Annotated in this window: 15 protein-coding genes; 5 read left to right on the forward strand and 10 right to left on the reverse strand. The window is 60.4% G+C overall.

The genetic code is table 11. The annotated features are described in order from the left end of the window. Positions 1 to 203: 203 nt before the first annotated feature. A complete protein-coding gene (locus NJU76_RS04660) occupies positions 204 to 836 on the reverse strand; it encodes a Yip1 family protein (RefSeq protein ID WP_340681239.1) in 633 nt (210 codons plus the stop codon). A 617-nt stretch (positions 837 to 1,453) separates the two neighbouring features. Between NJU76_RS04660 and NJU76_RS26965 the strand changes: the two genes are divergently transcribed. After that, entirely contained in the window at positions 1,454 to 2,014 is a 561-nt protein-coding gene (locus NJU76_RS26965) for a stage II sporulation protein M (RefSeq protein ID WP_425604292.1), read from the forward strand. Positions 2,015 to 2,622: 608 nt separating this feature from the next. Here NJU76_RS26965 and carB read toward each other — a convergent pair. The 7 genes from carB to NJU76_RS04695 form a co-directional block, all read right to left on the reverse strand. After that, positions 2,623 to 5,799 carry a carbamoyl-phosphate synthase large subunit gene (gene carB, locus NJU76_RS04665; RefSeq protein WP_254531621.1) on the reverse strand — a complete coding sequence of 1,059 codons (3,177 nt, stop codon included), beginning with the start codon at positions 5,797 to 5,799 and terminating at the stop codon, positions 2,623 to 2,625. 346 nt (positions 5,800 to 6,145) lie between these two features. Next, the gene (locus NJU76_RS04670; protein ID WP_254531622.1) at positions 6,146 to 6,682 is read right to left on the reverse strand and encodes a DUF5815 family protein; all 537 of its coding nucleotides are present in this window, start codon (positions 6,680 to 6,682) and stop codon (positions 6,146 to 6,148) included. Positions 6,683 to 6,773: 91 nt separating this feature from the next. Further along, entirely contained in the window at positions 6,774 to 7,646 is an 873-nt protein-coding gene (locus NJU76_RS04675) for an ABC transporter permease (RefSeq protein ID WP_254531623.1), read from the reverse strand. Beyond that, complete coding sequence (locus NJU76_RS04680) at positions 7,643 to 8,560, reverse strand: ABC transporter ATP-binding protein (RefSeq protein WP_254531624.1); 918 nt, start codon at positions 8,558 to 8,560, stop codon at positions 7,643 to 7,645. The genes NJU76_RS04675 and NJU76_RS04680 overlap by 4 nt, the downstream gene beginning before the upstream one ends. 577 nt (positions 8,561 to 9,137) lie before the next feature. Continuing rightward, the gene (locus NJU76_RS04685) at positions 9,138 to 9,548 is read right to left on the reverse strand and encodes a DUF7124 domain-containing protein (protein ID WP_254531625.1); all 411 of its coding nucleotides are present in this window, start codon (positions 9,546 to 9,548) and stop codon (positions 9,138 to 9,140) included. An 87-nt stretch (positions 9,549 to 9,635) separates the two neighbouring features. Next, a complete protein-coding gene (locus tag NJU76_RS04690; RefSeq protein ID WP_254531626.1) occupies positions 9,636 to 9,863 on the reverse strand; it encodes a DUF7979 domain-containing protein in 228 nt (75 codons plus the stop codon). Between the two features lie 191 nt (positions 9,864 to 10,054). Next, on the reverse strand, positions 10,055 to 11,293 hold the full coding sequence (locus NJU76_RS04695) for an NAD(P)/FAD-dependent oxidoreductase (RefSeq protein WP_254531627.1): 1,239 nt from the start codon (positions 11,291 to 11,293) through the stop codon (positions 10,055 to 10,057). Positions 11,294 to 11,582: 289 nt separating this feature from the next. Here NJU76_RS04695 and NJU76_RS04700 point away from each other — a divergent pair, with 289 nt between their 5' ends. Both NJU76_RS04700 and NJU76_RS04705 read left to right on the forward strand, forming a co-directional pair. Then, on the forward strand, positions 11,583 to 12,167 hold the full coding sequence (locus NJU76_RS04700; RefSeq protein ID WP_254531628.1) for a DUF6149 family protein: 585 nt from the start codon (positions 11,583 to 11,585) through the stop codon (positions 12,165 to 12,167). A gap of 171 nt (positions 12,168 to 12,338) precedes the next feature. Then, complete coding sequence (locus NJU76_RS04705; RefSeq protein WP_254531630.1) at positions 12,339 to 13,613, forward strand: polysaccharide deacetylase family protein; 1,275 nt, start codon at positions 12,339 to 12,341, stop codon at positions 13,611 to 13,613. Positions 13,614 to 14,243: 630 nt separating this feature from the next. Here the strand turns inward: NJU76_RS04705 and NJU76_RS04710 are convergent. Then, positions 14,244 to 15,596 carry an ABC transporter substrate-binding protein gene (locus NJU76_RS04710; RefSeq protein WP_254531632.1) on the reverse strand — a complete coding sequence of 451 codons (1,353 nt, stop codon included), beginning with the start codon at positions 15,594 to 15,596 and terminating at the stop codon, positions 14,244 to 14,246. A gap of 404 nt (positions 15,597 to 16,000) precedes the next feature. Here NJU76_RS04710 and NJU76_RS04715 point away from each other — a divergent pair, with 404 nt between their 5' ends. Then, on the forward strand, positions 16,001 to 17,278 hold the full coding sequence (locus NJU76_RS04715) for an RNA-guided endonuclease InsQ/TnpB family protein (RefSeq protein ID WP_254531633.1): 1,278 nt from the start codon (positions 16,001 to 16,003) through the stop codon (positions 17,276 to 17,278). A gap of 1 nt (position 17,279) precedes the next feature. On the opposite strand, the gene NJU76_RS04720 is transcribed toward NJU76_RS04715, so the two are convergent. Further along, on the reverse strand, positions 17,280 to 18,614 hold the full coding sequence (locus NJU76_RS04720) for an ABC transporter substrate-binding protein (protein WP_254531634.1): 1,335 nt from the start codon (positions 18,612 to 18,614) through the stop codon (positions 17,280 to 17,282). Between the two features lie 275 nt (positions 18,615 to 18,889). Here NJU76_RS04720 and NJU76_RS04725 point away from each other — a divergent pair, with 275 nt between their 5' ends. After that, the gene (locus NJU76_RS04725; RefSeq protein ID WP_254531636.1) at positions 18,890 to 21,901 is read left to right on the forward strand and encodes a methyl-accepting chemotaxis protein; all 3,012 of its coding nucleotides are present in this window, start codon (positions 18,890 to 18,892) and stop codon (positions 21,899 to 21,901) included. Positions 21,902 to 21,927 lie beyond the last annotated feature (26 nt).

Raw genomic sequence — 21,927 nt, forward strand, 5'->3', positions numbered from 1 at the left:
ATAGTCCGAGAAAGGAGAACTCGTCAGCTGGCATCGTGCTATCACTCAAAGCCACGGACGCGTTCGCCGAGACGATACCGTCAACCCCGGCATTCCAGTGGAGTAGTAAGACGTCTGCTGCCACTGTAGCGGCAACGCAAACGACAGAAATAACAGTATGACAGTCATCGCAGACCGGAGCTGACAAATTCCGGTGAGAAACGTCAGGCAAAGACAACACCGTATAGCTCGTACAAATTATAGGCTAATGTAAGCAAAGTCGGTAAACTGACTGTCACTATCGCTTCCCTAATAGTCAAGCTTCTTGAATACTTGACCGCGAGCGTCCAAATTGCTGCTTGCCAAACGAGAAGTGGGATCCGAAGCACGGAACTAAACAGAATTGGTGTCCTAGATTCCAAACCTCGAATAAAGTTATCGAGTTGTGCAGGGTCCTGTGGAACGGTTATACCTTGCAGGGTATACTGGAGCATGAGGGCTGCAAAGAGGCCGTTCACAACCAAAGGGAAGAATCCCCATCCGGTAAGCAAAAACACCGTTCGAAAATCGCCCTCGCCATCAAAGTACACCGATATCGTATGGAAAGCCCCAGCATAGATGAACCAGAGTACAAAAATCCCGGCTGTTGATCCGATGACACCAAGCAGCGTGATCACCGTAGCAAACATCTGATTCTCTGATGGAAGTGTCTGCGTCAGCTTGGGAAGCAACAGAACTGTGGCCATGTTTAGCAGTATGCCAGTGAGAAGTACCGTTAGCACTGGTGGTAGCAATCTCGGGTCTCTCGACTCTTGATCGAAAAACCGCTGGGGATCAAAGATAAGATTCCTATTTATCTACGTAAAATAAATTATTAATATAATAGATATAAATAGATAACTAATGAATTTACACCAAGGTTTTATTATATAAAAGAGTTATATTTTTATTTGGAGTTATTGGAAAATGCACGTCTTCAATAACACATCCGCTGTCTCCGAGGATAGAACAGTTGCAGCGATGACGGCGATGGCAGTTATCGGCGTAGCTGTCAGCATGGCATTCGGAGGCGCTACTAGCGCTCTCTTAGAAGTAACGTACTATGCCACCAATAGCGGGGCAGCAGCAGGCGGCGCGTCTGCTGGTACGGGCGCAGTTGTCGGAGCAGGAATCGGTGCCTCGTCTCTAAGTGGTCTTGCACTCGCCGGAGCAGTCACCGGTGGTGCAGGGCTCGTAGTCGGCGCTGGTGTATAAGTACTCGAAGGAGAAATCACTGTATGAGTATAAACAGCGAAAACGTCGAACGCCACACTGCAAGCGTTGTCATATTGGCCGGGTCATTAGCGACAGCGGCAATCTATCTACTGTCTGACTACGTTACAATAGAGCAGACGGTACTCGTCGCTTCAACCCCAGTGATTGTGGCCGCGTTCGTTGCTGTGGCTTCGATACTGTATTGGCAGTCGGAGTAGCAGTGATACGGACAAGAAGACCCGATCCTCCGCTTACCGCATCGATTATCCTCTTTTTTGCCGGAGTGGCTGTAGGTCTCTTAATGCAGAGTCCGGTTATACCGGTCGATTCTCCCACAGGAGGCGAGCGTTCGATCTGGTTTTTCTTCTCGAGAAACGCTGTGGTAGCTACTCTTCTTTATTTCGGTACATTAATTTTTGGAATCATTACTTCGAGTACACTATTGTACAACGGTTTTGTCGTTGGATACGCACTTAGCGGGAGTGAGAACGTTCTGTATTCCATCGTTCTCATAGTACCACACGCTATCGTTGAATTGCCAGCGTTTTGGATTGCGGGCGCAGCAGGTCTACGCGTACCATTCGAAGTGAACTACCCTGCCCTACCGCGCTCGGGCTTACCCAGCCCTCGCTTGTTACGGACAGGGCTTCCTGCTTCGGTGTCGGAACGTGCAGGGAACGTCCCCACAGCGTCCACAAGACGCGGAGCGTCTCGTGCGGCCCGGCAGAACGCTGTTGGCGTTCTGCGGACGGTTCCAGACTCCACAGGCGGCTTCCCTTGACAGGTGGTTCCGAGTGTCCCACTCCTACCGGTTCGACACTCGGCCACAACCGACGATGCACGCTTGTTGTCGCGTGTGAACACCGCCGAAGGCGTGGTGAGTATCTTATTACCACCTTCAACCGAAGTATAATAAAAGTGCCGATTCACACGAAACCAAGACGTGCGGGCGTTGTATCCCCTCCCTGCTCGCTTCGCTCGCTGAGGATAGCGCGGGACCGTCGGTCCCGCTGACCATGCGAACGGCGTCACCGTGAGCAGAAGGGGGCTTAGCGCCCTCAATTACAGCTAATTCGGTACTTTTCAGGTCGTCAAGAGAGAGTAGTTAGGAAGTCTTCCGTGAAGCGGAGTGGCCGTCAGTTCGCATTCGCGATCGTGTTGCTCGGTGTTGCAGCGTGGATAGAAGCAGCAGTCACACCGATGGTCGCTACAGCGTTCTAGCGAGCTACAGTATACCCCATTCCGCTAGTCACCGCATATATCGGGCTCAAGCGGTCGAATTCCTCACTTTATCGCTCGCCATTACGAACGTGCGTAAATTTCCTGTGACGATGGGCAGCCGGACGATCGAACCGTGTTACAGATCAGTTGCGCTTCGCTCGAGTCAGCTTACTCCGACGTGCCCCACTCGGCCGCCCCCTTCGGGCGGTCGGTGACGGCGGCGACCTCGAGCGTCCCGTCGAAGCTGTCGAGCGCCTCGACGTAGGCCTCGGCGCTGGCTTCGGTCGACAGGTAGGGGATCTCTTCTTCGACCGCCATCTCGAGGGAGTCGCGGTCCCGGCTGACGACGAAGTCGATCTCGCCCTCGCGAATCGCCTGTGGCACGTCGTCGAAGTCGGTCACGTCGAAGTGGTTCTCGAAGCCGTCCACGTCGAGGTCGACGACCGCCGTCCCCTCGCTGACGGCATTTCCAGCGGCCTGCTGGGCCTTCCAGTAGGCGGTGCCGAACTCGCTTGCCGTTCCCATCACTTCGCCCGTCGACTTCATTTCCGGGCCAAGCCGCGGGTCCGACCCGGGCAAGCGGTCGAACGGGAGGACGACCTCTTTGATCGAGGTGTGGTCGGGGATCTGCTCTTCGGCCTCGAGGCTCGTGAGCGTCTCGCCAGCCATGACCTTGGCCGCAAGTTTAGCGATCGGGACGCCGGTCGCCTTCGAGACGAACGGGACGGTGCGCGAAGAGCGTGGGTTCGCTTCGAGAACGTAGACTTCGCCGTCACGGACCGCCAGCTGGACGTTCAACAGCCCCTTCGTTTTCAGCGCTTCCGCGATGTCCTCGGTGACTTCGCGGACGCGTTCGAGCGTGTCCGCATCGAGCGAGCGCGGCGGGATCATGCAGGCTGAGTCGCCGGAGTGGACGCCCGCGGTCTCGATGTGTTCCATGATGCCGCCGATCAACACGTTGCGGCCGTCGGCGACGGCGTCGACGTCGAGTTCGACCGCGTTCTCGAGGAAGTCGTCGACGAGAATCGGTTTCTCGGGACTGACGCGGACGGCCTCTTCGATGTAGGTCTCGAGTTCGTCGTCGTCGTAGACCACGTCCATCGCACGGCCGCCCAGAACGTAGGAGGGACGCACGAGGACCGGATACCCGATGTCGTGGGCGAGGTCGAGGGCCTCCTCCTTGGAGAAGGCCGTGCCGCCTTCGGGCTGGGCGATGCCGAGTTCGTCCATCAGCGCGTTGAAGCGGTCGCGGTCCTCCGCTAAGTCCATCGCTTCGACGCTCGTCCCCATGACCTCGCAGTCGAGGCCGCGACGCTCGAGTTCGTTCTCGAGCGGTTCACCGATGTTGACCGACGTTTGGCCGCCGAACTGGACCATCACGCCGTCCGCGCCGGTCGCTTCGGCGACGTCGGCGACCTCTTCGGCGGTAATCGGCTCGAAGAAGAGGCCGTCAGAGGTGTCATAGTCCGTGGAGACCGTTTCCGGGTTGTTGTTGACGACGTGCGCGTCGATTCCCAGTTCGCGCAGCGCGCGGACCGCGTGAACCGAACAGTAGTCGAACTCGACGCCCTGTCCGATGCGGATCGGGCCGCCGCCGACGACGATCACGCTCTCGAGATTCCGATCGACCTCGAGTTCGCCCGACGCGGCCTCACCCAGGAGCGGTCCCTTCTCGAACTCGTTCTTGCGCGAGGAGTAGTAGTATGGCGTTTCGGCCTTGAACTCGCCGGCGCAGGTGTCGACCTGTTTGTACGTGCGGCCGGGCACCTCCTGTTCGACCGTGCCGACGTCTGCACCGGCGGCCGAGGCGATCGTCGCGTTAGTGTGGCCGGTGATCGCGGCCTCGGTGAAGTCGCCCTCCTGGGCGGCGAGCGTCGAGTCGGCGATGTTCTTGTAGCGTTCGGTGTACCACTCGAAGATGCCCGTCAGCTCCTGGACCGCTTCGACGGTGTAGCCGCGGTCGAAGGCCTCGAACATCGCGTAGGGACGATCCGGGGACGGGCGCTCGAGATAACGCTCCTCGAGTTCGTCGTCCGAGACGTCGGCCCAATCGACGTCGGGGTCGTACTCGGAGGATCGAAGGGCCTTGAGCAGGGATTCCTCGAACGTTCGGCCGATGGCCATCGCCTCGCCGGTCGATTTCATCGCCGTCGTCAGTTCGAAGTCGACGTCGTCGAACTTGTCCTTGGGCCACCGGGGGACTTTGGTGACGACGTAGTCAATCGCAGGTTCGAACGCCGCCGTGGTCTCGCCCGTGATCTCGTTTTCGATTTCGTGGAGGCGTTTGCCGAGTGCGACCTTCGCGGTCACGCGAGCGATCGGGTAGCCGGTCGCCTTGGACGCGAGCGCGGAGGAGCGCGAGACGCGCGGGTTGACCTCGACGACGCGGTACTCGCCGCCCGGAGTACCGTCGTCGTGCCAGGCAAACTGGATGTTACAGCCGCCCTGAATGCCGAGTTCGCGGATGACATCGAGTGCGGCGGTGCGCATCTCTTGGTGGCCTTCGTCGGGGACGATCTGGGAGGGCGTGACGACGGTCGACTCGCCCGTGTGGATGCCCATCGGGTCGATGTTCTCCATGTTGCAGATGATGATACACGAGTCGTCGGCGTCGCGCATCACCTCGTACTCGTACTCGACCCAGCCGGCGATCGATTCGGTGATAAGGACCTCGCTGTTCCGGGAGAGACGCAGCCCTTTGCGAACGCGCTCGATGAGTTCGTCCATCTCAGAGACGACGCCAGAACCGGAGCCGCCGAGCGTGTACGTCGTCCGGGCGATTACCGGCAGGCCGCCGACCTCGTCGACGGCAGCCTGGACGCGCTCGACGAGGTCTTCTTCGGTCAGTTCGGAGACCGATTCGCCCTCGTCGAGCGCGATCGTGGTCGACTTCGGCACTGGCTGGCCGATCTTCTCCATGCGCTGGCGAAAGAGGTCGCGATCTTCCGTCGCATAGATCGTATCGAGCGGCGTTCCCATGATCTCGACGTCGTATTCGTCGAGGACGCCCTCTTCTGCGAGTTCCGCGGTGACGTTTAGTCCGGTCTGGCCACCGAGGCCGGCGATGACGCCGTCGGGATCTTCCTTTTTGATGATCTCGGCGATGGCGTCGGTCGTGATCGGCTCGATGTACACGCGATCGGCCATCTCCGGATCGGTCATGATCGTCGCCGGATTCGAGTTTACGAGGACGACTCGGGCACCCTCCTCCTGAAGCGCCCGACAGGCCTGTGCCCCCGAGTAGTCGAATTCGGCGGCCTGTCCGATCTGGATCGGACCGCTTCCGATCAACAGGATCGTGCGTTCGTCCCCCGTCTCGCTGTTTGCGGCGGTGTCCGTACTCATCTGTCTTGTCGAACTGGAGTTCGTACATCGTAATAAGCCCCACGATATAGTACGAATCTCGAAATGGCTTTTCGAAATTCGAACTCGATCGGTGAGCGGCTCACGGAACTGACGCCCGTTTTGAGCCAGTGTGACGAGCCTCTCTCGTCCGGGTGTGAGACACACCCGTTGGGGCGGTGATATCCATTTCCCGGGTTATAAACGGGTATAACCGCAATGTGTGTCCGTACCTCTTATGCCACCCGAATCAACTCCACGAGTCGACGAGATGGCTGCGTTCGGCACTACCGATTCCCACCACCCGGGACGGCCGCCGACGAGCCGGTGGACACGGGGACATGGGAAACTACACCGGCCGATCGTACTCGCTCTCGAAATCGCGCTGTCGCCGGTACTGGTCGACGAATTCTGAGACGTCGAATTCGAGCATTTGCGACTCGAACTCAGTGATCGCGGCGTCGTTCTCGGCGTGGCTGATCGCGTGTTCCATGAGTTCGACGACGAGTTCGACGACGATCTCGTGAAGCCGTCGGGAATCGAAGTCAGTGAGCCACAGCAAGGCGTAGCCTACGGCACCGTCGCCGCTCGCGTCGTAGACGGCGACCTGGTCGGGAAATTCCTCCATGACGACGCCGAGCAAGTGTGGCGTGCCGAACTCGTCGAAATCGTCGTCGGTATCGATGCTCTCCCGGAGGACGACCACGAGCGATTCAGGCAGAAACCGCGAAGGCGGGTGGGCATCAGTGACGACGGCGTGGGTGTCGTCGCAGGAACAGTCGTACTCGCGCATCCCCAGGTCGATCTCGTGGGGATCGACGGTCTCCCCGCAAGGGAGCTCGAGCTGGTCGCCGCCATCGGATCCGGGGACGCGGGGCGCTGCCATAACGTGTGCTTCGACCGGAGCCGGGATAAGAGCGACGACTCGACACCTCTGGTTCGGGTCGACTACCACGACGCGATCGGGTGAACGACGGTCAGAGGTCGGAACCGTCGAACCGATAGTAGCCGACGACGAGCGGGACGACGAGCCACAGGCCGAGTACGACGAGCCCAATTTTCGGGCTCGAGTAGAACGGTTCTGCAGCGTCGGCGGACACCTGAACGCCGGCGCCCGACTGAGCGGGATCGGCCCCGGCCGTCGCGGCGAGGTCGGGTAACAGCGCGACGACCGCCGAGAAGTACGCCGCAGAGGGCGAGACCTGCATCAGCGGGTACAGCCAGTCGGGCATCGTCGACGGGAGCGAAAATCCGCCGACGACGTACAGGATTCCCATCGGGACCGCGTCCCACAGCAGTTCGAAAACGACGAAGAAGGCGAGCGAAAGCGTCGTCGCCCGCGACGTCGACCCCGTCGTCGCGGAGATGCCGACGACGATCGTCGCGTAGACGGCTGTGAAGGCCAGCGTGACCAGGACGAACGTCAGGACTGCGAAAACGTCTATCTCGTCGAGCAGTGCGGCGCCGAACCCGAGACCGACGAAGAGCCCGACACCGAGTCCGAAGACGAGGACGGCGGCCCGGCCGACGACCTTCCCCGTGAAGACCCGCCCGCGCGTGGTCGGGAGGGAGAGCAACAGCTTGATGCTTCCGAGTTCGCGCTCACCGGCGAGAGACTTGTAGCAGACGACGATCGCCGAGAGCGGCACGAACAGCCCGACGAGCCCGATCGTGAAGAAGATCAGGCCGCCGAACGTCGCACCTGCGGGTGAGCCGAACATCTCGGGAACCTCGACGTAGGCGTACGTGGAGACGACCGAGAGGATCACGAAGACTGCCACGAGGGCCCACAGCGCCCGCGACTGGACGGCGTCTCGGAAATCCTTCTTCGCGACGGCGGCCCAGGTCATGCCTCGACCTCCTGGCCCTCGGTGGTGTAGCGGACGAAGAGATCCTCGAGCGAGGACTCGACGACCGAGAAGTCCTGCACGGAGGACACCCCGTCGATGGCGTCCAGGGCGGCGAACTTCGAGACGCCGTCGATGCTCACCCTGAGCCGGTCCGCCTCGATCGACGCGCTGCCGACGCCTTCGAGCCGCCGTACGCGCTCGAGCACGGCGGAGTCGAGTTCCGAGACGGAGACGTACAGGGTTTCGCCGGTCTCGCTCGAATTACGAAGTCCGTCGATCGTATCGACGGCGACGAGTCGACCGCTGTCGATGATCGCAACGCGGTCACAGACCGCCTCGACCTGCTCCATGATGTGGCTCGAAAAGAAGACCGTCGTCCCGCGCTCGTTCTCTTCGTGAATGATCTCGCGCATCTCGCGGGCACCGTTCGGGTCCAACCCCGTCGAGGGTTCATCGAGGACGAGCAGATCTGGATCACCGACCAGCGCCATCGCCAGCACGAGGCGCTGTCGCATTCCCTTCGAGTAGCCGCCCGCTTTCCGATCGGCAGCGTCAGCGATCCGTACCCGCTCGAGCAGCGCGGTCGGATCGTCCGCGGCGTCTTTCATCTCGACGGCGAACTCGACGTGCTGACGGCCAGTGAGCCGGTCGTAGACGTGATAGGCGTCCGGAAGAACGCCGATTCGGTTCCGGACGGTCAGCCCGTCCGATTGGGCGTCGTGTCCCAGAACGGTCGCGGTCCCACCGGTCGGCCGAATGAAATCCAGGAGGATGTCGATCGTCGTCGACTTCCCCGCGCCGTTCGGGCCGAGGAAGCCGAAGATCTCGCCTTCCTCGACGGTCAGATCCAACCCGTCGACGGCGACGACGTCGCCGAAGCGCTTCGTCAACCCCTCGAGTTCAATCGCCGCCATACTCGAACCCCCTGTACGCCGTCAGATCGCTCGATATCGATGAGACAGACATAGGGGTCCTAACTCGGGAGCAGACATAAATATTATCATCATTTCTACATATTGACAACGGGGCTACTCAAATATGTTTGAGATGGAGGGGAGGAACCCGAGATGGGCCGTCACCTGTCTGACGGGACCCGCGGTATCATGAGCGACTCGCCCATCGCGAGTCAAAGCGTTTCGTCCCCGGCAGTCGTTTCGCGGTTCGAACGATCGCGTCGCCACCGTCGGTCAGCGCTACTCGTCTGGAATCTTCACGACGAACGGTCCGACGAGCCACTCGAAAGGGAACGGAAACCGGGACACGCTATCGACGTCGACGGCGTCAGACAGCGCCGCAAACGGCCTCGTCAACCACTGTCTGCCGCGCCACTGCGTGTCGTGATCTCGGTGCGTATCGGCGAGCGCCCGTACAATCTCGGAACTCGAGCCGGTACCAAAGAGGCGAAAAAATACGCCGTTTCGCGTTCGCCGACCATCGCTGCTCCTTCTCCCTTCGGCGCCGACTCGGTCGCACGCGTTTCCCCAAGCGGTCTCAGGGCCAGTCGTCGCGCACCGGTTCTTCGTCCTCGTCCTCGTCGTCGGCGTGCGTCGCCAGAATCCAGTCGGCAGCCTCCGCCGCGTCCTCGACGGCGAGATACTCCCAGCCAACCGCATCGGCCAGTTGTTCGTCCTCGTCGCTCGCACCGATGTAGACGTAGCGCTCGGTGTCGAACTGATCTTTGACGCCCTCGAGACTCTCTTCTTTGCCGCGGGGACCGGAGAAGAAGTCCTGGCGGATGCGGTTCTTCCGCGTGAAGTTCGTCACCACGTAGGTCGGCTTCTCGGAAACGACGCCGATGTACTCGGTCCAGCCCCTGGCGTCCTCGAAGACGCGCTCGGGCGAGGCAAGTTCCTTCAGCGCCTCGAGTTCGAATGCCAGGGTCATGTCGCTTTCGCCGTTCATGCGTCACCGAAGGCACGCACTTGGGAAAACGACTTCGATACGGGCATTCGACTGGCCGGCGCGGTCGAGACAGCGGCGGCGACTGGCTCAGGCGCGTTCGACGCGGTAGTAGTCGGTAAAGACGATTATCTCACCCTCCTCGAGGGACGTCTCCGCTGGCGAAACGGGTCGGTCGTCGGTGACAGCCTCATAGAACGCTGCTAGGGTCTCCGAATCGAGCTGGTCGACGTGGCGGACGGTCGCGGTCGCCGCGACGGACTCTACGCGCTCTACGGTCACCGATCGCTGACGAAGTCCGCTCGCGGTCATGTCCATCGATACCAAATGACATAGTTCGACTTAACGGTTCTGTCACGGACGCCGAACGATTCAATAAAAAGCCCCGCTCGACGGTCGACAGAGCTTGCCAGCGTCCTCGACTCGACGGGTGGCCCGGACGCTCATAAGACGCTTACGACGGTCGGCTCGAGGGGAAAAGGAACGCGTCGAGCGGGCGGCTGGGACGGTTACTGCTCCTGTCGGGGTGCCAGGTCGTCGAGGTCGACGGACTGCTCCATGAGAACTTCGGCCTGGTCGGCGACGACGCGCTGGTCGCGCATGAGCTGTTTGAACTTGCTCTGTGGCGAGAGGTCGCCGATGAGGACGCCGCCGACTATCTTGCCGTCTTTGAATGCGACGCGGCGCCACTCGGTGTCGCTGTAACGGCGTTCGGCGTATTCGTCGCCCAGTGTCGGGTGGCCAAAGGAGAGAAACGGGAAGTCGAAGTGCGTAATCGAGTACGAGGAGACCCACTGAAATTCCTCGGCTTCGTCGTCCGCAGCCATGTTGATCGCGGCGATCCGGCCCTGTTCCTTGGCCGAGCCCCAGGAACCGTTCTGGGCGTGCTCGCCGAGCAGAACATCGTAGAAGCGCGTAATGTCACCTGCGGCGTAGACGTCCTCGACGTTTGTCTGCATGTACTCGTCGACGACGATCCCGTTTTCTTCCTCGAGACCGGCGCCCCGGAGATACTCCGTGTTGAACGACAGGCCGATTGCGACGCCGGCGAAGTCACACTCGTATCGGTCGCCGTTCGGGTCGACCGCGGCAGTGACGTGACCGTCGTCGTCGGTTTCGAAGTGATCGACGCCGCTGTCGAAGACGGGTTCGACGCCGACGTCACGCATTCCCTCGTGCATGATCTCCGCGCCGTCGGCCGAGAGCGCGTAGCGCCACCAGCGGTCGCCGCGCATCAGATACTCGGCCTCGATGCCCTGTGCGCCACAGACCGCGGCGAAGTCGATACCGAGCAGACCGGCGCCGACGATGACGCCTTTGGCGGCGCGTTCAGCGTGTTCGCGGATTCCGCGAGCGTCCTGAAACGTCCAGAAATGGTGGATTCCGTCAGCATCGCTGTTTTCGACGGGGAGTTGTGTCGGCGTTCCACCGGTCGCGACGAGCAATTTGTCGTACGGGATGTCACCGCTATCGTGTGTGTGGACTGTCTTTTCGGCGGTATCGACGCTCGTCACGTGCGTGTTCAACAGAAGGTCGACATCGCGTTCTTCGTACCACTCTTCGTCGTGAATCGAGATGGGGGCTTCGGGAAGTTTTCCTTTCGCGTGCTCCTTGATGAGAATCCGATTATACAGTGGCTCCCCCTCATCGGTGATGACGGTAATCTTCGCGTCCGGGTCTTCCTCCCGGAGGGTCTCGGCGGCTGAACTACCCGAGATCCCGTCACCGATGATGACGTACTGAGTCATATCCGAACGTTCGTAATGCGGGTTAAAGTGGGTTGCTATCTCGTCTATTTTGCCAGACGAGGTGTTACACCCCAACGATCGTGCATTGAACGGCGAATCTGTTCACTATCGTGTATTCAAACGTATCCGACAGATTGTACGTCTCGAACGGGCAACAGGTGCCGCCATCTCTGACGGGTCGTCGCATCGTCACGGCGACCGATCACATCGAACGCATTCGACGATCGATTCGGCGACCGCACTACCATCGTCCGAACCGTTCTTTAGTGACTGCTCCCAAGACAGGTCTATGAAACTGCGCCAGAACGCGAAACACTTCGCCTATCGGAAGGCCCTCGAAACACCGGGGATTCGATCTGTCGCCAACTCCGGACTCGTCACGCTCCACACGAAAATCTTCGCCGGGAAGGCCGATCCCGGCCGCGCCGACGACCGGAGAGCCCACCTCGACGGGCTCTTCGACGCGACGATGGACAGCTACCTGCGGGCGCTTCAGGAGGGCTACTCCGAGGCCGAAGCCCGCGAGATCACCCACATCCAGGCCAACTTCGACTTCTACAACCACGGCTGGACCGAGATGATGGAATTCCCGGAAGACGAACTCGAAGCCCACTACGACCGCTATCGGGCGTTCTTCGAGCGCTGGGACGTGACGATTGACGAACCGCTCGGCCAGTTCGCACCGCCCGAGGGCGTTCCCGAGGCACCGTCGACGCCGGAAAAACTCGAGAATCCCGAACATCCGCACGCGGAGGGCGGCTTCGCCGACGACGTCTACGTCGAAACCGGTGACGGCGAGATCGTCGTCGGCGGTCGAGACGAGCCCGACGAGGTCGACGTCTCACAGGCTGTCGGATCCCGCGACGAAGACTGATTGCATCCGTTCCATCGGCGCGTTCGGCCAACACGAATTCGACCATGGCGTCGTCCCGGATCGTGTTCCGATATAGGAACCGATTACTGCCACGAGCGACGCGAGAGTCCCAGGAGGATGTGACAGTAATGCGATCGTAACAATAGGGCCTGTTGACGTGTTTCGTCGGTGATGCAGCGACGAACGTATCTCGCCATCGCAGCAACGCTGCCGCTTGCGGGCTGTACCGAAATGCAGACGAGTTCGAAAACCCAGAAAGACGGTCCACCGAGCGACGAACCGGCGACGGACGACGTGGCCGACAGTCCGAAGGACGACCCCGGAATGGTCGGAACCGTCGACGATTTCGAAGAGCTAGCTGCCTGGGATGCGGTGGCAGGGACGCTCTCGCCGGCCCCCGACCGATCCGTCCTCGGCACACAGAGCGCTCGTCTCGAGATTCCGGGAGAAGAGCCGAATACCAGGCTTACACGGCGGCTTTCGACGCCGCTCGATTGCTCGGCCGTCGCGCCCGGGCTCGCCGTTGCGTCCGACAATCTCGTGGTCCCCTGGTTGCGGCTGGTCGACGTCGACGGGAACAGCGCCGATTTTCGCAGAGGAATCAAGGGCGGTCTGCCACTCGTGCGGTACAATTTCGGCGTCAAAGAGATCGCAGACGGGTTCGACCCGAGCGCCATCGAGACGATCCACCTGCTCGTCTGGACGGGCGAAGGAGCGACTGAGACGGTCTGGTTCGACGACCTCCACTTCGTTCCCCGACCGGAACGGGGAAAAGTGATGATTCAGTTCGACGACGCGCACGTCACGGACTATACCGAGGCGCTGCCGATACTCGAGGAGTACGGGTACCCCGCGGTCTCGTTCGTTCCGACCGACTACGTCGACCACGGCGAGGTTGCGGGCGATCCCAAGTTGACGACCGATCAGGTCCGCGAGCTCCACGACGCTGGCTGGTGTATCGCCAATCACACCATCAGTCACGAGGACCTTCCCACCCTCAGTGCAGACGAGCAGGCTGCGGAGATACGCGGGGGACAGCGGTGGCTGCGCGAGCGCGGCTTCGACACCGGCGCAGATTATTTCGCCTACCCGTTCGGCGCATACGACGGGACGACGCTCGAGATCGTCGCGGAAACTCACGACCTCGCGTTCGGCGGCGGGCCACCGGCTCAGGGGTACGTGACGAACACGACGCTCGCGCCGCGGATCGGTGAACCTACGGCCGAGCAATCGCGAACGGCGATCGAATACACGGCGTCGATGCGGGGGATCACCTCGCTCTTCTTCCACCGACTCGAGGGCGAACAATTGGCCAACTTCGAGGCGACGGTCGAACTGATCAACGAGTACGAGTCAACCGGCGAAATCGACGTGATCCTGCCGAAAGACCTCGAGCGGTCGTTCGTCTCGTCGGCGCAGACGCGTGGGGCCGAGAGGGACGGGTGAACTATTCCGCCCTACCGCGCTCGGGCCTCCCCGGCCCTCGCTTGGTGCGGACGGAGCGTCCTGTTTCTGTGTCGGAACGTGCAGGAACAGATCCCACAGCGTCCACAAGACGCGGAGCGTCTCGTGCGGCCCGGCAGAACGCTGTTGGCGTTCTGCGGACGGTTCCAGACTCCACAGGCGGCTTCCCTTGACAGGTGGTTCGGAGTGTCCCACTCCTACCGGTTGGACACTCGGCCACAACCGACGATGCACGCTTGTTGTCGCGTGTGAACACCGCCGAAGGCGTGGTGAGTATCTTATTACCATCTTCAACCGAAGTATAATAAAAGTGCCGATTCACACGAAAACAAGACGTGCGGGCGCTGTATCCCCTCCCTGCTCGCTTCGCTCGCTGCGGATAGCGCGGGACCGTCGGTCCCGCTGACCATGCGAACGGCGTCGCCGTGAGCAGAAGGGGGCTTAGCGCCCTCAATTACAGCTAAGTTTCGCTTCGGGCGTCGCAGATCGAACCCCGAGCGGATCGACTGGTACCGAAACGATCGGCCTTCTCATACGGACTACTGTACGTCATTGCCGGTGCAACCGCGACCGCCCTGCGGGTGCACCGGTACATCGGTACAGCAGACCGTATCAGAGCCAGGGCGGTGTGACGTACTCGGTCGTCGCGTGCTTTTCGGGCCAGACGATCTCCTGGACCCCCTCGCCGTCGTCGTTTTCCTGCCACTGGAAGTAGACGTTGTCTTCCACGTTGTACGAGAGATCGTGGGGGTATTCGTGATCCTGCCCGTAGAATGCGATCGTCCCGGCGCTTCCCTTAAACGAGACGTCCTCGAGAAAAGCGACCAGTTCGTCCGCATCGAGCGTCCCGGTCTCTTCGATGGCGTGGGCGAATAGATCGACCGCGTCGTACGCATGGTAGCCCGTGTAGACCGGGTTAGACCCCTGAAATTGGCCTTGGTAGTCCTGGACGAACGGCCGCGTTTTCGGCGTGATTTCGCTGGTCGGCGTCGCACTGGTCTGGGTGACGGCAAATTGACACGCACCGTTGACCAGGCGGTAGTACGCCGGCAGTTGCATCGGCACGTGGATGCCGGCGAGGGCGAACGGCTGTGGCTGGGGCGGTCGTTCGGGACGATTCGGATACGACCAGTCCAGCAGCGCGGCGGTCCCGGTGTGGGCCGTGGATATGAACGCGAGATCCGCACCCGCCTCCTGCACGTCGTTGTACAGAGACGAGAAGTCGTCGGTCGCCGGCGGATAGCGTCGCTCCAGTGCGACGTCGAGGCTCGTGTCGGGGAGTCGGTCCTGGTACACCTCCCACGGTTTTTTCGTCCACTCGTAATCCTCGGCGATGACGGCGATGGATTCCCAACCGGCTCTGGGAGCCATCGCCTCGACGAAGTCGATTTGATTCCGACCGAGGTCGTAGTCGTTGTTCGGCCCGACCCGGAAGTGGTACTTGTACTTATCGTACTCCTCACTGACCAACTGACTGACCTTCGTCGTCGCTGCACCGGACGTGAGGTGAACCGTCTCCTGCTCGGCGATGTCGTCGATGATGTTCACGAGTACTTCGCTGGTGAAGACGCCGACCGTAACGTCTGCGCCTTCCTCGAGGACGAGTCGCTGGTACTGGCGGCGTCCCTCGAGCGGGCTCGAGTTCGTGTCGCCGACGACCAGTTCGACGTCTTTGCCGGCGATCCCGCCGTTCTCGTTGGCGTGTTTGACACCAATCTGAGCGCCACGTACTATCGATCGCCCGATGAAATCGCTTTCCGGGTTGGGTGCTAAGACCCCGATCGTGACCGAGTCATCGCTGCCGCTCCCGCCGGAGATGGAACCGACGGTCTCCAAGCAGCCTGCAACAGACAGACTCGCCGCCCCGGCGGTAGCCGTGAGATAGTGACGTCGTTTGAGACCGTTCCCGCGAGCCTTTCGCTCGGGTACGCCCCTCCCATTATCCGTCCCATTACGTCCAATCATTCTGGCAATTCATTCTAACGTAACCAGCTTAACCTTTGGGGCGAGTTAACAAGACCAACTAAAACCGGAGAGAAGAGCGTCGCGGTCCCTAAAAAGCGGATCGGTCGACGGGAAAAGTGTTTCAAATTGATGTGTTGAAATTCATATTTTAAATCAAACTAGAAAAGTAATAAGATGTTGAATCGGAACGAGGACGGGGGTGGGTCTATCCGCCGGCGGAGTCAGTCGAAGTCGACGTCCTCCGGGCCAGTCGGTTTTAGCTGAAAGAGAGGGTACTAAGCCCCCGTCCTCAAGGAGCGACCGACGGGAGCGAGGAGGGCGGGGATACAGCACCCCTACGATCGTCACACACCTCTACTCACAAATACTTAATAAACTACACTCCATAGACGAAAACAAGTCGCGTGAAGTACAGTCCACGATACTGGCTCTTTCCCACGACCACCCAACGGGAGAGTTTGGACTGGACTCGTGACACCGTGCGACAACTCTACAACCACGCCCTCCACGAATTCACCAAGATACCAGAAGACGAGGGGACGCTTCGACAGCGTGTCTGGCACGTCCGCGACGAACTGCCACAACTCAAACAACAGTGGACTGACCTCAAACAGGTCTACTCCACCGTCTTGCAGAAAGCTGTCGAGCGCATCCGAACCAACATCACCAACCTCGGCACACTCAAAGCCAAGGGCTACGACGTTGGCTCGTTGAACTGGAAGTCACCGCGTGAGTATCGGAGTTTCACGTACCGGCAATCGGGCTTCGAACTCGACACGAAGAGTGGCCCGAGAGACCGAGCGATACTCCGACTCACAAAAGTACGCGGTGAAACCCTTGAAATCCCACTCCGCCTTCACCGTGACCTTCCCGACCACGATGCTATCAAGGAAGTCACGGTGAAGAAAGAACCCACAGGAGCGTGGTACGCCTCGTTCTGCATCAGCATCGACACGCCAGAGAAACCAGACCCAGCGGACATTGTGCCGGAAGACACAGTTGGGATCGACCTCGGCGTTCTCACCTTCGTCCACGATTCGGACGGACGCTCCGTCGGACGTCTTGACTTCTCCGACGAGCGAAAACGCCTCGAACGTGAACAGCGTTCGCTTTCTCGCAAGCAATACGAGTCGAACAACTGGGAGACGCAACGGCGGCGAGTCGCGACGGTCCATGCTCGCATGTCGAACAAGAAGCGAGACTATAAACACAAACTCGCGCACTATTACACGACCGAGCACGATACCGTGTTCGTCGAAGACCTGAACGTGACGTCACTGCTTGAAGGCAGTGGCAACGCGCGGAACAAGGCCGAGGTCGGCTGGCGTGACTTCATTTCGATTCTGAAACATCACGGTCGGAAGAACGGGTGTCACGTTATCGAAGTCGAACCGAGTGGCACGACGAAAGAGTGTGCATCGTGTGGCGTGGAGACGGCGAAACCGGTGTGGGTTCGGGAACATTCCTGCCCGTCGTGTGGGTTCGAATTGGACAGGGATTGGAACGCGGCGTTGAATATCCAGTCGCGTGGTCTGGAGAACCTAGGAGTGGTCCACTCCGAAACAACGCCTGTGGAGACCGCGACCGCTGTGGATACCGTTCCCGTATCTGCACGTCGCGTCGTCGAAGCAGGAAGCCCTGCCCTCAAGGAGTCGCCGAAGGCGACGAGTAGGGCGGGGTAGTTCACAGCCAGGCGGGATCGACGTAGTCGGTCGTCTCGTAGATGTCGGGCCAGATCGTCTTCTGGACTCCGGTTCCGTCGTCGGCTTCACGCCACTGGTAGTACAGCGGGTGAATGTTTTCTTTCCCGTAGATGACGTCGTGGGCGTGTTCGTGATCGGGGTCGTGGAACTCGATCGTTCCGGTCGTCCCGGTAGCGGAGATTCCCTCGAGCTCGTTCACGAGTTCGTCGGAGTCGAGCGTCCCGGCCGCTTCGACCGCCTTCGCGAACAGTTTCACTGCGTCGAACGAAATGTAGCCGGTGTAGACGGGTGCGGTCCCGTCGTTCCTGCGCTGGTACGTCTCGAGGAACGGTTGCGTCTTGTCGGTGATTTTGCTTTCCGGTGTCGCGAACGCGACTCCGATCGCGTAGCGGCACGCACCGTTGACCATCCCGTAGTACGACGATAGCTGCATTGGCACGTGGATCCCACCGAAGGCGAATTTCCGCCCGGCTGGGCCCCAGTCCAACACGGCGTCGGTCCCGGTGTGGGCAGCCGAAATGATCGCGGCGTCGGCCCCCGACCGTTCGACCTCGTCGTAGATTGTGGAGAAACTATCGGTCGCAGGCGGGTACCGCTGCGACATCGCGACGTCGACGGCCGCGCCACCCAGTTGGTTCTGGTAGATGTCCCACAGGTTCTTCGTCCACTCGTAGTCTTCGACGAGAATGGCGACCGATTCCCAGCCGATCTGGCTACCCATGTCGGCCAAAAAGTCGACCTGAGTCTCGCCGAGGTTCACATCGTTGATCGGGCCGACGCGAAAATGATACTTGTACTTCTCGTACTGCTCGTTCACCAGACGGCTCGCCGCCGTCGTCGCAGCCCCCGCCGTCAGGTGGGGGACTTGCTGTTCGGCGATGTCGTCCATCAGCGCGATGAGAGCCTCGCTCGTAGCGACACCGATCGTGACGTCTGCGCCGTCCTCGAGGACGAGTCGCTGGTACTGCCGGCGCGCCTCGAGCGGGCTCGAGTTCGTGTCGCCGACGACCAGTTCGACGTCCTTGCCGTCGATACCCCCGTTGTCCTCGAGTTGGTTGCGGGCGATCCTTGCGCCCTCGACGATCGACCGTCCGGTAGCATTGCTATCCGGATTCGGTGCGAGTACTCCGACAGTGACCGGGTCTGCCTCGGCGCCCGTGACGATAGAACCGGCCGTTTCGAGACAGCCGGCAAACGAGAGGCTGACTGTTCCACCAGCCGTCGTTTTCAGCATCCGACGGCGGTCGAGACCGCGTCGGTGATCTGACTGCACGGGATTCCCTGCATTCCCACTTTCGGAGTCAATGTCCTCCATCTCGAGCGGTCGTTTCAGCCTCTGTTTCTTAATCATTGCGAATACGATACTAGAAAATTACGAACGAAAGTACCGGAGTACATAGATGTAACATAACAATCATGTAGCCAGTGATCCCAGTTGGGATTGTAAATTGTTCCCCGGCCAACGGTGGTCATTAGAAACGATCAACGGAAGCCGAGATTAATATAAGGAAGCTGGCCCATCCCCGATTATCAGCTTCGATAACTGTGGCTGACAATTTATGTAGTGACGAAAATACGCGTGACATATCCATGGATTTCGTTCGACAATTGGTGCCGACAGCTATCCGACGCAGGTACGCGGTCAAGTTCGGGATAGCGTTAGTGATTCTCGGGATCTCTGTCGGCCTGATTGGATACGCTGCGACTGCAGCGGTCACGAACCAGGTCGAGGATCGGGTCGAGAGTGACCACTCATCTTCAGTTAGTCAGGAGGCGCAAAGTCTGCAGATGTGGAACGAGCAGAACGAGCATACGATCGGAATGATCGTCAGGTCCGACGTCGTCGCCAGCGACGATTCGGCGGCGATCCAACGACGATTCCTCGACTGGCAGGAACACCTCGATACAGATACGTTCGATATTTCTTATGTTAATCTGGACAGCGGGACGGTAACTGCCAGCACGAACGAGGCCTACCGTGGCGCCTCGAGCAACGAACTCGAGAACGTCCCCGGCAACGCGTACTCACAGGCATCGCAGACTGTGCCCTGGGTCTCGAACGCGTCCACCGCACAGGGTGAGTTCGGCCAGAATACCACCGTCATCACGTACGTCCAGATCTCGGCCGAGAACGAAAACCGTGCAGTCGTCTACACCGCCAATCTCGAGGCGTACTCGAATCAGCTTCAGGACGAAACGGGTGTCACGACGATGGTCGTCGATAGCGGCAACGAGATCATGCTGGATAATCGCGACTCAGATAATAGCACCCAGACGCTCGGGGTTTCTTACGGCGGCGACGAAAGCATTCTGAACGCTGCCCGAACGAAAGGTGCCACCACCCAACAGGTTCCCGGATCGGCGCTGTCTTTCGGGACCGACTCCTATAATTTCGACAACGACGAGTACGTCACGAGTGCCGCACGCGTCTTCGGAACCGACTGGGTCGTCGTGAGCCACGAGCCGTCCAGCCAGGCGCTCGGATACGTCAGCAACATCAGAGAATGGGGGATCGTCGCGACGATCCTTGGAGTGTTCATGATCGGCACGGTCGGTGTCATCCTCGGTCGAAACACGACCACCTCGATCGACCGCCTCACTGACAAGGCCAGCGAGATGGAAAACGGGAACCTCAGCGTCGACCTCGAGACCGAGCGAATCGACAACATCGGTCGGCTCTACAACGGATTCGATTCGATGCGCGATGCACTCCGTAAACAGATCGAAGAAGCCGAAGCCGCACGTAAGGAAGCCGAACACGAGCGCAAGCGCGTCCAGGAACTCAACGACCACCTGGAAGACAAAGCTGCCGAGTACGGTGCGGTCATGGGTCGCGCCGCCGACGGCGACCTCACCGCCCGCGCGACGGTCGACAACCAGAACGAGGTGATGCAACAGATCGGGGAGGACTTCAACGAGATGCTCGACGAGATCGAACAGACCATCGCCGAGCTCAACCGATTCGCGACCGACGTCGCGACCGCCTCCGAACAGGTGACCGCCTCGAGCGAGGAAGTCAGATCCGCCTCGCAGCAGGTCACGGGATCGGTCCAGGAGATTTCCGACGGCGCAGACCGACAGAACGACTCGCTGCAGTCGGTCAATCAGGAGATGAGCGGTCTCTCGACCACGACTGAGGAGATCGCCTCCTCCTCGAACGAGGTCGCCAACATCGCCGAACGGACCGTCGACACCGGGCGAGATGGGCAAGAAGCCGCCCAGGCCGCTATCGCAGCTATGGACGGGATCGAGACCGAAGCCGGCAACACCGTCGCCGAGATGCGTCGGCTCGAAAGGGAGGTTCAACAGATCGACGAGCTGATCAACAGGATTTCGGAGATCGCGCGCCAGACCAACATGCTGGCACTCAACGCCAACATCGAGGCCTCCCGTTCCCAGGGAGGGGGCAGCGACGACGAGGGATTCTCCGTCGTGGCCAAAGAGGTCAAGGCCCTCTCCGAAGACGTCGCCGATGCGGCCGACGAGGCCGAAGACCGGCTCGAGGCGATCCGTGACCGGACCGAAGAGTCCGCCGCCGAAGTCGAGGGGACGAGTTCCGATATCGAAGACGCGAGCGATCAGGTTCAGGCGGCGGTCGGGGCACTCAAGGAAATCACCGAACTCGCCCAGGAAACCAACGTGGGCGTCCAGGAGATATCCGCGGCGACGGAAGAACAAGCGGCAACGACCCAGGAAGTCGTCTCGATGGTCGACAGTGCGGCGACGATTTCGGAGGAGACGACCGCCGAAGCCGAAAACGTCGCTGCAGCGGCAGAAGAGCAGACGACCGCACTGACCGAAGTGACGAAGTCCGCGTCGAATCTGTCCCAGCAGGCAGCACAGCTGTCTGAAGCGCTCGATCGGTTCGACACCGATGTCAACCGCGCGGACGTGAACCTCGGGTCGTCGTTCGACGGCGACGAGGAACTGGCAGCGGGCAGATCGAAATTCGACGTCGACAGACCCGACGATCAGGGCCAGGGTATCACGTTCGGGACGGACGTCGACGACGGTTGGGGCGATACGAAAGACACCCGAGACCTGGACGACGACAGTGAACCGTCCGATGCGTTCGAACTCAGTTCGAGCAAGGAAATCGACGATGCCGACAACGGGAGCCGATCGACGAACGACGCGTTCACTGACAAATCGAGGACCGGATCGTTCGGATCCGAGACGCCCGCGAGTGATGAGTCGTCGTACGAAGCCGTGGAGACGCCGTCGACCGACGGACGGGACGACCGTCCCGAAACGTCGACGGAGTCTACGGATACCGACGCCGGCGCCGATCCGACCCGCGAATTCGACCAGGTACCCGAGCAGACGACGGACAACGACGACACGGCAGCCCTCCCGTTTGATCCGGTCGACGACGGAGAGGGCACCACCGGGTCGTCGGAACCCGGCGAGAAGGAAGAGTCGGCCGCGTTCGGCGACGATGGCGATGGACGTAACGCCTCGACGGGCGACGACGCCGATGCGGAGGACGCCCTCGGTCGTGATGACGTCGCAGACGACGGCGACGATAGCGACGACGGCGACGCAAGCTGGACCGCAAACGAAGACGTGTTCACGTTCGGAACGACCACCGATGACGAGTAACTTCGCTCGCGATTCAGGCTGCCCGA

Origin of the sequence: Natrinema gelatinilyticum, from assembly GCF_024266705.1 — an archaeon.
GTDB lineage: Archaea > Halobacteriota > Halobacteria > Halobacteriales > Natrialbaceae > Natrinema > Natrinema gelatinilyticum.

What these genes read in the sequence shown, in the direction of transcription:
- NJU76_RS04685 (WP_254531625.1), bottom strand. Translation starts at nt 9,548, where the DNA reads ATGAACGGCGAAAGCGACATGACCCTGGCATTCGAACTCGAGGCGCTG.
- NJU76_RS04710 (WP_254531632.1), bottom strand. Translation starts at nt 15,596, where the DNA reads ATGATTGGACGTAATGGGACGGATAATGGGAGGGGCGTACCCGAGCGA.
- NJU76_RS04670 (WP_254531622.1), bottom strand. Translation starts at nt 6,682, where the DNA reads ATGGCAGCGCCCCGCGTCCCCGGATCCGATGGCGGCGACCAGCTCGAG.
- NJU76_RS04700 (WP_254531628.1), top strand. Translation starts at nt 11,583, where the DNA reads ATGAAACTGCGCCAGAACGCGAAACACTTCGCCTATCGGAAGGCCCTC.
- NJU76_RS04705 (WP_254531630.1), top strand. Translation starts at nt 12,339, where the DNA reads ATGCAGCGACGAACGTATCTCGCCATCGCAGCAACGCTGCCGCTTGCG.
- NJU76_RS04695 (WP_254531627.1), bottom strand. Translation starts at nt 11,293, where the DNA reads ATGACTCAGTACGTCATCATCGGTGACGGGATCTCGGGTAGTTCAGCC.
- NJU76_RS04725 (WP_254531636.1), top strand. Translation starts at nt 18,890, where the DNA reads ATGGATTTCGTTCGACAATTGGTGCCGACAGCTATCCGACGCAGGTAC.
- carB (WP_254531621.1), bottom strand. Translation starts at nt 5,799, where the DNA reads ATGAGTACGGACACCGCCGCAAACAGCGAGACGGGGGACGAACGCACG.
- NJU76_RS04675 (WP_254531623.1), bottom strand. Translation starts at nt 7,646, where the DNA reads ATGACCTGGGCCGCCGTCGCGAAGAAGGATTTCCGAGACGCCGTCCAG.
- NJU76_RS04720 (WP_254531634.1), bottom strand. Translation starts at nt 18,614, where the DNA reads ATGGAGGACATTGACTCCGAAAGTGGGAATGCAGGGAATCCCGTGCAG.
- NJU76_RS04680 (WP_254531624.1), bottom strand. Translation starts at nt 8,560, where the DNA reads ATGGCGGCGATTGAACTCGAGGGGTTGACGAAGCGCTTCGGCGACGTC.
- NJU76_RS04690 (WP_254531626.1), bottom strand. Translation starts at nt 9,863, where the DNA reads ATGGACATGACCGCGAGCGGACTTCGTCAGCGATCGGTGACCGTAGAG.